The sequence below is a fragment of the Actinosynnema sp. NPDC023658 genome (assembly GCF_040639995.1).
GTDB lineage: Bacteria > Actinomycetota > Actinomycetes > Mycobacteriales > Pseudonocardiaceae > Actinosynnema.
In genome coordinates this window covers 78,822-89,836 of the sequence record NZ_JBFAAX010000001.1, presented here as the reverse complement: position 1 = coordinate 89,836, position 11,015 = coordinate 78,822, and the positions used below count along the sequence as shown (strand labels likewise).

General features: G+C 72.1%; 12 protein-coding genes and 1 pseudogene. 9 read left to right on the top strand and 4 right to left on the bottom strand.

The window, feature by feature from the left end:
• Window positions 1-201: 201 nt before the first annotated feature.
• On the top strand, window positions 202-1,182 hold the full coding sequence (locus AB0G02_RS00475; RefSeq protein WP_360787042.1) for a LysR family transcriptional regulator: 981 nt from the start codon (window positions 202-204) through the stop codon (window positions 1,180-1,182).
• 184 nt (window positions 1,183-1,366) lie between these two features.
• Here the strand turns inward: AB0G02_RS00475 and AB0G02_RS00470 are convergent.
• Window positions 1,367-1,909 (bottom strand): annotated as a pseudogene (locus tag AB0G02_RS00470) (DUF5937 family protein); the annotation flags it as partial.
• Window positions 1,910-2,329: 420 nt separating this feature from the next.
• Between AB0G02_RS00470 and AB0G02_RS00465 the strand changes: the two are divergent.
• On the top strand, window positions 2,330-3,676 hold the full coding sequence (locus tag AB0G02_RS00465; RefSeq protein ID WP_360787040.1) for an MFS transporter: 1,347 nt from the start codon (window positions 2,330-2,332) through the stop codon (window positions 3,674-3,676).
• Here AB0G02_RS00465 and AB0G02_RS00460 read toward each other — a convergent pair.
• The gene (locus AB0G02_RS00460) at window positions 3,645-4,448 is read right to left on the bottom strand and encodes an SDR family oxidoreductase (protein WP_360787037.1); all 804 of its coding nucleotides are present in this window, start codon (window positions 4,446-4,448) and stop codon (window positions 3,645-3,647) included. The genes AB0G02_RS00465 and AB0G02_RS00460 overlap by 32 nt on opposite strands.
• Before the next feature lie 95 nt (window positions 4,449-4,543).
• Here AB0G02_RS00460 and AB0G02_RS00455 point away from each other — a divergent pair, with 95 nt between their 5' ends.
• From AB0G02_RS00455 to AB0G02_RS00440, 4 genes are all read left to right on the top strand, one after another.
• On the top strand, window positions 4,544-4,918 hold the full coding sequence (locus tag AB0G02_RS00455; RefSeq protein ID WP_360787035.1) for a helix-turn-helix domain-containing protein: 375 nt from the start codon (window positions 4,544-4,546) through the stop codon (window positions 4,916-4,918).
• A gap of 151 nt (window positions 4,919-5,069) precedes the next feature.
• Window positions 5,070-6,218: a gamma-glutamylcyclotransferase gene (locus AB0G02_RS00450; RefSeq protein ID WP_360787033.1), complete on the top strand. Its 1,149-nt coding sequence runs from the start codon at window positions 5,070-5,072 to the stop codon at window positions 6,216-6,218.
• 99 nt (window positions 6,219-6,317) lie between these two features.
• Window positions 6,318-6,917 (top strand): DUF4232 domain-containing protein, encoded by a 600-nt coding sequence (locus AB0G02_RS00445; RefSeq protein ID WP_360787030.1) that lies wholly within the window; start codon window positions 6,318-6,320, stop codon window positions 6,915-6,917.
• A complete protein-coding gene (locus AB0G02_RS00440; protein ID WP_360787027.1) occupies window positions 6,918-7,703 on the top strand; it encodes an alpha/beta fold hydrolase in 786 nt (261 codons plus the stop codon).
• Window positions 7,704-7,793: 90 nt separating this feature from the next.
• Here AB0G02_RS00440 and AB0G02_RS00435 read toward each other — a convergent pair whose 3' ends face one another.
• Window positions 7,794-8,540 (bottom strand): SDR family NAD(P)-dependent oxidoreductase, encoded by a 747-nt coding sequence (locus tag AB0G02_RS00435; RefSeq protein WP_360787024.1) that lies wholly within the window; start codon window positions 8,538-8,540, stop codon window positions 7,794-7,796.
• Between the two features lie 98 nt (window positions 8,541-8,638).
• Window positions 8,639-9,067, bottom strand: a complete 429-nt coding sequence (locus AB0G02_RS00430; RefSeq protein ID WP_360787023.1) for a hypothetical protein — start codon at window positions 9,065-9,067, stop codon at window positions 8,639-8,641.
• A gap of 219 nt (window positions 9,068-9,286) precedes the next feature.
• On the opposite strand from AB0G02_RS00430, the gene AB0G02_RS00425 reads away from it, so the two are divergent.
• The 3 genes from AB0G02_RS00425 to AB0G02_RS00415 all read left to right on the top strand — a co-directional run bounded on the left by AB0G02_RS00425 (window position 9,287) and on the right by AB0G02_RS00415 (window position 11,015).
• Window positions 9,287-10,363, top strand: coding sequence for a hypothetical protein (locus AB0G02_RS00425; RefSeq protein WP_360787021.1), 1,077 nt, complete (start codon window positions 9,287-9,289; stop codon window positions 10,361-10,363).
• 138 nt (window positions 10,364-10,501) lie between these two features.
• The gene (locus AB0G02_RS00420; protein WP_360787019.1) at window positions 10,502-10,762 is read left to right on the top strand and encodes a hypothetical protein; all 261 of its coding nucleotides are present in this window, start codon (window positions 10,502-10,504) and stop codon (window positions 10,760-10,762) included.
• 1 nt (window position 10,763) lies between these two features.
• A complete protein-coding gene (locus tag AB0G02_RS00415; protein WP_360787016.1) occupies window positions 10,764-11,015 on the top strand; it encodes a hypothetical protein in 252 nt (83 codons plus the stop codon).

Here is an 11,015-nt window from a genome sequence, read left to right as displayed (position 1 = left end):
CCGCCCGCGTGGGCGGTGCGCCGGTCGCTCGACCACCGGGTGTGGCAGGTGGCTCGGGAAACGGGACGGCCGAAGCCTTCTGCGCACTCAGTAGATCTGGCTAGCCTGGCTCATCTCTTCTCCTCCGTCGCACTGCGGACTCGCCAACTATGACCGGCGAGAGGGCCGGCGGCTCATACGAAAGGGGGATAGAAGAGCGTTATGCCCGAGCTTGAGCTACGCCACCTGCGCGCGGTGTGCGCCATAGCCGAGGAAGGCAGCCTCACGAAGGCCGCCTCGCGCCTGGGGCTCACGCAACCCGCGATGAGCGCCCAACTGCGGACCGTCGAGCGGATCGTCGGCGGTCGGCTGTTCGACCGGACCCCGGCCGGTTCCGCACCCACCGACCTCGGCAAGCAGGTCGTCGGCACGGCCCGGCTGGTGCTCGACGAGGTCGAGCAGCTGCTGTCGCTGGCCCGTGAGCGGACCCGGGCCGGGACGCCGGGGCCGTTGCTCGTCGGCGGTGTGCCCACCTTGTTCTTCGGGCACTTCGTGCAGGAGCTGCGGCAGGTGATCCCCTGCTCCGAGGTCCGGACCGAGATCATGCCCGGCGCGTCGGACCTGCTGGAGCTCCTGGTGTCCGGTCAGGTCCAGCTGGGCGTGCTCGACCGGTTCGAAGGTCTGGACCGGCGCGAGCTGCGCGGGCTGGAGATCCGCCGGCTGGTGAGCGAGCCGCAGTTCGTGGCGCTGCCGGAGACCGATCCGCTGTGCGGGCAGGACGACGTCGACCTCGCGCAGCTGGCCGACCGGGACTGGGTCGCGCCGCCGGACGAGTTCGTCGGCAACCGGTTGCAGATCTTCACCGCGTGCGCGGAGGCCGGGTTCACGCCCCGCTTCACCCACCACGTGAACGAGGCCAGCACCGCCCGCAGCCTGGTGGCCAACGGTGCCGTGTCGTTCGCGCTGCCCCAGTCGCGCACCGGCGACGGGATCGTGATCAAGCCCCTGCGCGGCGCACCGCTGATGGTGGACCTGATGCTGGCGACCCGCCGCGAGGGCCCGGCCGCCGGACGCGCCCACGAGGTCTTCGCCGCCGCCGCCCGGGCCTACCGCGCGCTCCTCCCGCGCAACCCCGGGTACGCGAAGTGGTGGGCTGAGCACCCCGAAGCCCACCGGGAGATCGACGCGGCTCTCGCCGGCTAGCTCCACAGCTCCCCCTCATCCCCCTCCCCTCATCCCTCCCCTCATCCCTCCCCCTCATCCCTCCCCCTCCTCCCTCCCTCCCTCCTTCCCCTCCCCGATCAGCGGCAGCCCGGAGCAGCGACTCCGCCACCGTCGTCCGGGCGTAGAGCACGAACCGACCGACGCGGTGGGCGTCCACCAGACCGGCCGCGCGCATCGCGGTCAGGTGCTGTGACACCGCCCCGGCCGAGAGCCGGGTGCGGCGCGCGAGATCCGTGGTCGTCGCCGGAGCGGCCAGTTCGGCCAGCAGCAGGGCCCGGGACCGTCCCAGCACGCCGGCGAGCGCGGCCGGCGCGCTGGTGTCACGCCGTTCCCACAGCGTCGCGATGCCGCGCGGCGGATAGCGCAGGGCGGGTTGCCACGGCGGCACCGTCACCGAGAAGACCCGCGGCCAGACGAACACCGACGGCACCAGCAGCAGTCCGCGCCCGCCGAGCGAACGACGGCCCGAGGCGTGCCGGTGGGCGACCCGCAACGCGGGGGCGTCCCAGCTCACCTTGGGGTCCAGGTCCGCGAACAGCCGGTCCACGCCGCCTTCCGCGAGTCGCCGCGCCCGGTACAGGACGTCGCCTTCGAGCAGGGTCAGGATGCGCGGCCAGTGCGGTGCGAGCGCCAGCTCCCAGTACGCCTCGATGACGTCCGCGAGCCTGTCGACACCTGCCCGCGGGTCTCGCCGCAACTCCTCCACGCGATCGGTCGCGGGCCGGCGCACCGCCTCCAGGTCCGCCCGCACCCGCTCCGGCTCGGTGGCCCGCACGGCCGCCAGCTCCACCCCCAGGTCGGGCACGGACACCGTCGGCGGCGGGCAGACGAAGCCCGGGATCACCGTGCCCGGCACCGGGACGAGGTCCGCCAGCAACCGCCAGTCCAGCCGCGCCGCGCCCAGTGCGGCCAGGGCGTCGTCCCGCCACGGTCGGTGCAGGTCGGGCGCTCCGCCGCCGTTGAGCACCCAGACGCTCGCCACCACCTCCCACAGCGGTGAGAACGCGAACCGCGTCTGCGCCAGGTCCTTGGCGGTGAGCTCCACCTCGATCACCGCTCACCCCCTGGATTCAGCCGTGGCCGAATCGTTCGAGCCGGACAACCCCATCCGGCCATCGTTGCCGACATGACGACCCACCACACCGGCAGCCCTCCAACGAGCACACCTACCACCACACCCACCACCCGCCTACCCCGCAACCACCCCTTCCACCTCCTCCTCAGCGCCGCCGCGATCAGCAGGTTCGGCACGTCGGTCAGCCAGCTGGCCGTCCCCCTCACCGCCGTGGCCGCACTGGGCGCATCACCCGGTCAGGTCGGCGTGCTCGGCGCGCTGGGCACCGCGTCCTTCGTGCTCGTCGGGCTGCCGGCCGGCGCGTGGGTCGACCGGCTGCCCAAGCGCCCGGTGATGATCAGCGCCGACCTCGTCCGCGCCGTGCTGCTGCTGTCCCTGCCGGTCGCCTGGTGGCTGGGCGCGCTCACGCTCCCGCACCTCTACCTGGTCACGTTCGCGGCCGGCCTGGCCACCGTGTTCTTCGACGTCGCCACGACGAGCTTCCTGCCGCACGTGGTCGGTCGACCGGCGCTGATGACCGCCAACTCCCGGCTGGTCGCCGCGGACGCGGTCAACGACATCGGCGGCCGGGGCGTCGGCGGCTTCGTCGTCCAGCTGGTCGGCGGACCGCTGACGATCCTGGTGGACGCGATGAGCTACCTCGGGTCGGCCTTGTGCCTGGTGTTCCTCCGGTCCACCGAGCCGGCCGCCGCACGCCACGGCGGGGCCGGCCTTCGGCGCGAGATCACCGACGGGGTCCGGTTCGTGCTCGGCAACCCGGTGCTGCGCGCGTTCCTGACCGCCGGGGTGTGCACCAACGTGTCGATCATCATGATCAACACGATGCTGCCCGTGGTGTTCGTGCGCGAGCTCGGGCTGTCCGCCACGGCGCTCGGCCTCTACCTGGCGGTCGGCGGCGTCGGCGCGCTCATCGGGTCGTTGACCGCCCGACGCCTCGCCGACCGGCTCGGTCACGGCCGCGCCCTGTGGCTGGCCGGCCTCTGGATCGCGCCGGTCGGCTTCCTCGTGCCGTTCGTCGACCGGGGAGCGCTCCTCTGGGCGGCCGCCGCGTCGTGGTTCATCACCGCGGTCAAGGTGGGCGTCGACAACGTGATCAAGGTCAGCTTCCGGCAGCTGGTGACCCCTCCGCACCTGCTCGCCCGGATGAACGCGACGTTCCGCTTCCTGCTGACCGGCGCGTTGTCGATCGGTGCCGGGCTGGCCGGGCTGCTCGGTGAGCTGGCGGGCCCCCGCGCGGCGCTCTGGGTGGGTGCGATCGGCCTGGCCGTGGTCTGGGTGCCGATCTACTTCTCACCGGTGCGCAGCGTCCGGTCGCCTTCGACCGACCCCGACCCCGACCCCGACCGCCCCGCCCCCACCAACCGGACTAACGACCCCGAACGGCGTCCTCGATCGTGACGGGCGCACGGCCGATCAGCTTCTCCAGGTCGGGCCGCACCTCCGCGAGCACCCCGCGCCCGATGTTGACCTCGATGTCGGCCAGCAGCTCCGCCACGAAGTCCGGCAGCCCGAACCCCTTCAACCCGGCGACCCGCTCCGCCTCCGTCACCGGCTGGTGGGTGGTCCCGGCCGCCGCCGCCAGCTCGTCGAAGCTCCACGCCCGCGGGCCGGTCAGCTCGTACACCGCGTTCTCGTGACCGGGCGTGCCCAGCACCACCGCCGCCGCGAGCGCCAGGTCGTCGCGGGACGCGCTGGCGATCCGCCCGTCACCGGCCGCCGTCACGATCGGGCCGTCGCCGTGCGGGAGGTAGTTCTCGTGGTACATCCCGTTGCGCAGGAAGGTGAACGTGATGCCGGTGGCGCGGATCGCCTCCTCGGTCGCCTTGTGCACCGCCGCCAGGCTCAACGGCGAGGTGTCGGCGTCGGTCACCGACGTGTAGACGATGTGCCGCACGCCCGCGTCCGCCGCCGCGCGCACGGCGTTGAGGTGCCGTCCGATGCGGATCTCGTCCGGACCGTCGACCGACACCAGGAGCAGCGTCTCCACTCCGGCGAACGTGTCGGCCAGGGGCCCGTCGAAGTCGCCCGCCCGGACCTCGACGCCCAGGCTCTCGGCCTTCTCGGGGTCGCGGACGGACACCGCGAGCCGGTCGGCCGGAACGCGCTCCAGGGTGTGCTTGAGGATCAGTGAACCGAGGTGCCCGGTGGCACCGGTGATCAAGGTCGTCATGCCGGCAACGCTAGGTCGGACGCTAACTATCCGAAAGTACCTACCCGTTCATCAGGTACTTACCCGATGGGAAGTGTGCAGGTAGAGTGCGTGCCATGGAGCCGCGAGGTGACGTATACGACCGCAACTGCCCCTCCCGGACGATCGCCAACCACGCGACCGGCCACTGGGGCAGCCTCGTGCTCGGCAAGCTGCTGGACGGCACGAAGAGGTTCGGTGAGCTGCGCCGGTCGGTGAGCGGGGTGAGCGAGAAGATGCTCGCGCAGACGTTGCAGGCCCTGGAGCGCGACGGCCTGGTGCACCGCGAGGTGCACCCGGTGATCCCGCCGAGGGTGGACTACACCCTCACCCCGCTGGGCACCCATGCGGCGAAGCAGATCAGCGACCTGTTCGGCTGGATCGAGGAGAACCTGCCGAACTTCATGGCGGCACAGGCGGAGTACGACTCCCGGCGCTCCGAGAACGTGTGACGGGTCACTCCCACCACTCCGACCTCTCACCCACCAACCACCCCCACCCCTCCACCCACCGCCCCGCCCAACCCCCACAGGTCCGATCTCTTCCGCTCTGCAGAACCCAACGCCAGGTGAATTCCGGGTGAGATTTGCCAGAATGGAAGCCATGACGCAGCCCTTCACGGACGATAGTCACCCGGCCGAGCCCTATCCGGGAGCTCGGCCGGGACACTGCTTCGTGCACCTCGACGGCGCCGGCTGGCCGGTCACGCCCGATCCGGGTGCCGAGTCCGGATGGCGGGTCGCCCCGGACGGGCAGGACCTGGACGACTGGCTCGCGGGGCACGGCGAACCGCCGCTCGCGGGCCGGATGCCGGTGCTGGCCTACGGCTCCAACGCCAACCCCGCCAAGGTGACGTGGCTGCGCGAGGAACTCGGCCTGACCGGCCCGGCGGTCGTGCTGCGGGCCAGGTGCGAAGGGCTCGCCGCGGTCTGGGCCGCGGGACTGCGCAAGACCGACGGCCAGCGCCCGGCGACCCTCGCCGCCGCGCCGGGCGTCGAGGAGGAGCACGCGGTGTGGTTCGCCACCGCGGAGCAGCTGCGGGTGCTCGACCGCTGCGAGGGCCGCGGCCTGCGGTACCGGCTGGTCCGGGTGCACACCGGCCGGGTGACGTTGTTCAACGGCGGCGTGGTCGACTCGGTCCTCGCCTACACCGGTGCGGGCACCCGGCGGATGCCCCTGCTGGTCAACGGCAGGCCGGTGCGCTGCGCCGACGTCGACCAGCGCGGTGCCCGGCGGCTCGGCGGACGGCCCGCGGACGGCGACGGCCTGGACGTGACGCCGGTGCACGGCGACCCGTCGCCGGACGACTGGCCCGACCGCCTCTTCGTGTACGGCACGCTCCAGCCCGGCATGCCCGCCTGGGACCTGGTCGCGCCGTTCGTCACCGGCGACCCGGTGCCCGCCTCGCTGCCCGGCACCCTGCACGACACCGGCCGCGGCTACCCGGCGCTGCGCCCCCGCGAAGCCCCCGCCCTCGGCCTCGGCCTCGACAACGGACCCGACAACGGCCTCGACAACGGACCAGGTCACAGCGGCGACGGACCCGACGACAGCCCCGGCGTGCCGGGACACCTCCTGCGGCTCGAACGCCCCGAGGACGCGCTCCCCGTGCTGGACGCCTACGAGGGCGACGAGTACCGGCGCGTGCGCGTCACCCTGCCCGACGGCCAGGTGTGCTGGACCTACCTGTGGACGGCGGCGGTCGGGGACATGCCGGTGCTCCCCCACGGCTGGGTCGAGAACCGTCAATGATGCGCCCGATCCGGTGAATTACTCGCGGATCGACCCAACCGATCGGCGGTGGGGTACGTCCTCCTGATAAGGACCACGTACCCGAGCCAGGAGGTGGACATGAGGCGACTCGTGGCGCTCAGCGCCCTCGCGGTCGCGCTCACCGCGTGCGGGAGCCCCCAACAAGCCGCCGACCGGTCGACCCTCCCGGTCGAACCGACCACGCCCTCGGTCTCGCCGGTCGCGCCGGTGCCGCCGTCGTCGGCACCCACGACACCGACCCAGGCGGCCACCCCGGCGTCCGGCCGCTGCACGGCCGCCGTGCTCACGGCCGAGGTGCAACCGGCCGAGGCGGGCGCGGGCAGCCGGTACGGCAAGCTCGTGGTGACCAACAACGGCTCGACGCCGTGCACGCTCAACGGCTACAGCGGCCTGCAGCTGCAGGACGCGTCGGGCAACGCGCTGCCGACCGACCTCCAGCGCACGCCCGACCCCTCCCCCGCGCCGGTGGTGCTCAGGCCCGGCACCGCGGCGGCGGCGAACCTGCGCTGGACCGTCGTGCCGACCGGTGACGAGCCGGCGGACAAGCCGTGCCAGGTGGAACCCGCGCAGGCCGCGGCGATCCCGCCGGACGAGACCGAGCCGATGAACCTGCGGTGGAACTACGGCCCGGTGTGCGCCGGGGGGAAGATCGAGATCAGCGCGTTCTACGCTGCCTAGGTGATCGAGTCCAACGTCCCCGGCCACGCCGGTGAACTCGCGGTCCGCACCTGGCCGAACCTCGAAGCCGACTGGCTCGCCGTCATCGTGCACGGCTACGGCGAGCACGCCGGCAGGTACTCGCACGTCGCCGAGGCGTTGGTGGGAGCGGGCGCGCTGGTGGTGGCCGCCGACCACGTCGGCCACGGCCGCTCCGAGGGCGAGCGCGCCGTGATCACCGACTTCGACGGCGTGGTGGCCGACGTCGCCGCGACGGTCGGCTCGGCGGCGTCCGACCTGCCGACCGTGCTGGTCGGGCACGGCGAGGGCGGGCTGGTCGCGGCCAGGTACGCCCAGCTGCACCCGCTGTCGGCGCTGGTGCTGTCCGCGCCGGTGCTCGGCACGTGGGAGGGGCTGGACCGGCTGGGTGCGCCGGAGTCCTCGGGCGTGCCGCTCGACCCGGACCTGCTGTCCCGCGACCCGGAGGTCGGCAAGCGCTACGCCTCCGACCCGCTGGTGTGGCACGGCCCGTACAAGCAGGAGACCCTGGAGGCGCTGGAGCGCGCGCTCGACCAGGTCAACTACGGTCCCCCGCTGGAGCACCTGCCGACCCTGTGGCTGCACGGCGACGCCGACGAACTGGTGCCGGCGGCCGACACCCGGACCGGCACCGACCGGCTGCGCGGCCTGCTGTTCGAGGAACGCGTGTACCCCGGCGCGCGGCACGAGGTGTTCAACGAGACCAACTCGGACGAGGTGCTGGCCGACGTGGTCTCGTTCGCGCGCCGGGTGCTCAAGCTGGGCTGACCGACGGGCAGCGAGCCCGAAAGGCGAGCCGCTCGGGACAACCCGGTCGAACAAGCCGGCCGAGGCGAGCCGCACCTCACACCATCTCCGTCACCAGGGCTGATCGGTCGGCCGCACGAGGATCTCGTTGACCGCCACGTGCGCCGGCTGCGTCACCGCGTACACCACGGCGTTGGCGACGTCCCGCGGCTGGAGCTGGCGCATCGACCCGGCCAGCTCGGTGATGCCGTCCTTGCTCGCCTGGTGGGTGATGTGGTCGCGCAGCTCGGTCTCCACGATGCCGGGCTCGACCACGACCACCCGCACGCCGCGCTGGGTCACCTCCTGGCGCAGCGACTCGCTGAACGCGTTGAGGCCGAACTTGGTGGCGTTGTAGACCGCGGTGCCGGCGCGCACGACCCGTCCCGCCGTGGACGACACCTGCACCACCGCGCCCTTGGCCGCCAACAGGTGCGGCAGCGCGGCGTGGGTGAGGAACAGCACGCCCAGGAGGTTCGTCGACACCATCCGGGTCCAGTCCGTGGTGTCCGCGCCCTCGACCGGGCCGAGCAGCATCACGCCCGCGTTGTTGACCAGCACGTCGAGCCGGCCGAAGGACTCGACGGTCCGGGCCACCGCCGCGCGGCAGGCGGCCTCGTCGGTGACGTCCAGCTCGACCGACAGGACCCGGGCCCCGTTGCCGACCAGCCGTTCCTCCAACGCCTTCAGCCGTTCCACGCGCCGTGCGGCGATCACCACGGCGAAGCCCTCGCGGGCCAGTGCGACGGCGGTCGCCTCCCCGATTCCCGATGAGGCGCCGGTGACCAGTGCGACCTTGTCTTCCAGGTGGTTCGTCATGAGCACACCCAACAACCTGGAGCGTGCTCCAGGTCAAGCGGGCGACGACCCGAACGGGTGGGGCGGCCGACGCGAGGCCGCCCCACCCCCGTCACGGATCAGCCGTCGTAGTCGTCGTAGTCGTCGTCGCCGTAGTCGTCGTGGTGGTCGTAGTCGTCGTCGTAGTCGTAGTCGTCGTCGTCGTAGTAGTCCGGCGACTCGGCGGTCGCCTGGGTGTCACCGGTGTACGCGCCTTCGGGCCCGCTCCACGCGTACGCGTCGAAGTAGTAGGCGTTGCCGTCCCACGTGGCAGCGAACTCGGCCCACGAACCCGCACCGTCCGGGCCGGCGAACTGGAACTCCTCGAAGTAGTACGAGTTGCCGTAGTCGTCGACACCGGACGCCTGGTCGTGGACCGAGGCACCGTTGGCCGTGGCCGCCGCGTTGTTCTGGTCGTACTCCGCGTCGGCCGAGGCGATGCCGGCGGCACCGATGATGAGCGGGAGGGCAAGCGCGCCTGCGGCGGCCAGTCGGATGATGCTGCGCATGGTGGAACCTCCTTGGCGTTGATGGCCATGCGCTCACATCGTTACCTCGGTGAGGTGTCCGCCGTACGCCGCCGACCGCATCGTGTGAACGGGGGTTTGAACCGGCGAAAACGGCCTGATCAGCGGCCATCACGAGCGGTGGGCACAACCCCCTGCTTATGGGTGACATCAAAGGCACCCTCACGCGTACTGGGGATGTCGTGGACAATTCGCGGCGAGATGGTAGGCAAAGACCTGGAGCTGCTGATCACCGCGGTGGTGGCGGCCGACGACGAGCAGCAGGCGCGCGCCGCCTGCGCCGCACTGCTGCACCACTCCGGCGGGCAGGTCGTGCGGGCCACCGACTGCTCCGACGAGGAGCCCGGCTGCTGGTCGGTGACGATCAGCGGGGTCAGCGGCGAACGCGTGACGCAGAACGTGGCCGGCGCTCTGGCCAGGGCGGTCCGCACGTTCGTCCGGCAGCTGGGCGACGAGTTCCCGACCCCGCGGGTGGCCTGCGAGCCGCCCACCGCGTGGACGGTGCTGGAGGACCCGGCGCTGCTGGACGACCTGGTGCCCGGCGCGGAGCGGTTGCTGGTGGAGGCGTGGGCGGGCGGCGACCCGCAGCAGCGCCCGCGGCAGGACGACCCGCCGCAGGACCACCCGCACCGCGACGCCCGCCGGCCCGACGACTCCCCGGCCGGCCCGCACGCCGACCACCCCACCCCCGACGGGGGCCACACCCCTCGGCACCACACCACCGACGTGCCTCCACGCACCGACTCCCCTCGGCACCGCACCCCCGACCCCCGGCACCGCGCCGCCGACGACCGACCGAACCGCGCCGCCGAGGACCGGCACCGCGCCCCCGACAACCGGCCGAACCACACCCCCGACGACCCGCACGTCCGACCGGACGACACCCCCACCCCCGAACGGCCGACCGCCGCCCGACCGGAACCGGCGTCGAGGCTGTCGCTGCGCGTCGACGTCGCCACCGACCGGTCCGCCGGGGCCGAATGGCAAGCGCGGGCGGTAGCGAGCCGCATCGCCCGCAGTGGCAAGATCACCCGAGTGGCTCCGCGAGGACACCTACTGAGCGTGCACATCGACCTCGGCTCAAGCGTTAATTCGCCCACGGTCGCGCTACACGACGCCGTGGCGTCACTGGGCCGTTCGGGTTGGTCGGAAGTCGCGTGGACCGGGGGAACGGGCTCGACCCGCTGGTCGGCCACACCCGTCCCGCCCACCGGGATCGCCGCGTTGGAACTGACAGCGACACCGGCTTCGGCATTCGTGTGGACGGTGCCTGACTGAGATCAACATCGCTGACCCGATCGAGTGGATTTGCAATGCCACCCGGTCAGCCGATCTTGCTTGTGAATCGTGAAACTTTAGGTACTACTTTCAACTATAGGAACCCAAGCAGTTTCGCAGGAGGGGTCGGGAACCGACATGGCCAGCATCGAAGAGGTCCGCGCCGCGATCGCACAGGCCGTCGATAAGGCGGGCCAGAGCGTCAAAGCGCTCCAACAGGCCGCCGACCTGGCCGAGGACGCGCAGGCCCTGCTCAGCACAGCCACCCAGGGCAGCGTCCAGGCCGACGTGGAACAGGCGAACGCGCGGTTCGCGGAGGTCGTCAGCGGCGTCACCGACCTGCAGAAGCACCTGGGGGCGGGGATCTCCCAGGCCGAGAGCATCAATTCCAGGTTGTGACGTGACCTCGGTAGGCGAGATCAAGCTCGCTCTCGAGCAGAGCTGCGAGTTCCTCAGGGACGCCTACCGCAGCGTCCGAGAAGCCCAGAACGCGTTGGACGAAGCGGTCGCCATCCTGGTCGAGGCGAGCGCCGATCACCACGAATCGCTGGTACCGGCCGGGTTCGTGGCGGCCGGCGAGCGGTTCGCCGACGAGTTGGAGCTGATCGTGGGCAGCCTGGACCTGGTCCAACGCCTGACCGTGGAGCTGTGA